This window comes from Halorhodospira sp. 9621 (assembly GCF_022228055.1).
Lineage (GTDB): Bacteria > Pseudomonadota > Gammaproteobacteria > Nitrococcales > Halorhodospiraceae > Halorhodospira > Halorhodospira halophila_A.
Window position 1 is genome coordinate 1 of the sequence record NZ_JAJNRD010000128.1, and the last position, 332, is coordinate 332.

The 332-nt window shown below is 64.8% G+C and carries 1 pseudogene; it reads left to right on the plus strand.

Features of this window, described 5'->3' with window-relative positions:
- Positions 1-148 precede the first annotated feature (148 nt).
- Positions 149-332, plus strand: a pseudogene (locus LRF89_RS13415) (hypothetical protein); the annotation flags it as partial.

A 332-nucleotide genomic window follows, 5' to 3' on the forward strand; every position in this document is an offset into this window, starting at 1 on the left:
GTGTTACCCACACAGATCGCGAAGGTGCCCATGCTCCAGACCCCCGAGGCGAGCGTGGTACGCTGACCCTCCGGACTGGTCGGCGGCGGCCGAAATCGAGGCACTGATCCAGCACGTCCCCGGCGGGCTGGAGACCTACCGGCCGCAGATGCGCTACCTCACCCTCGATGAGAAGGCGCTGCTCGAGCAGGACAGCTCCGCGGAACTGCACAACCTGGTCCATGCCCTGTTCCGGCTCGAGCACAGCCGGGACCCGCTCGATTCCCACTGGATGACAGAAACACCCGATGAGCCAGCAGACCCCCGACTACGATCAGGACTTCAAGAACCTC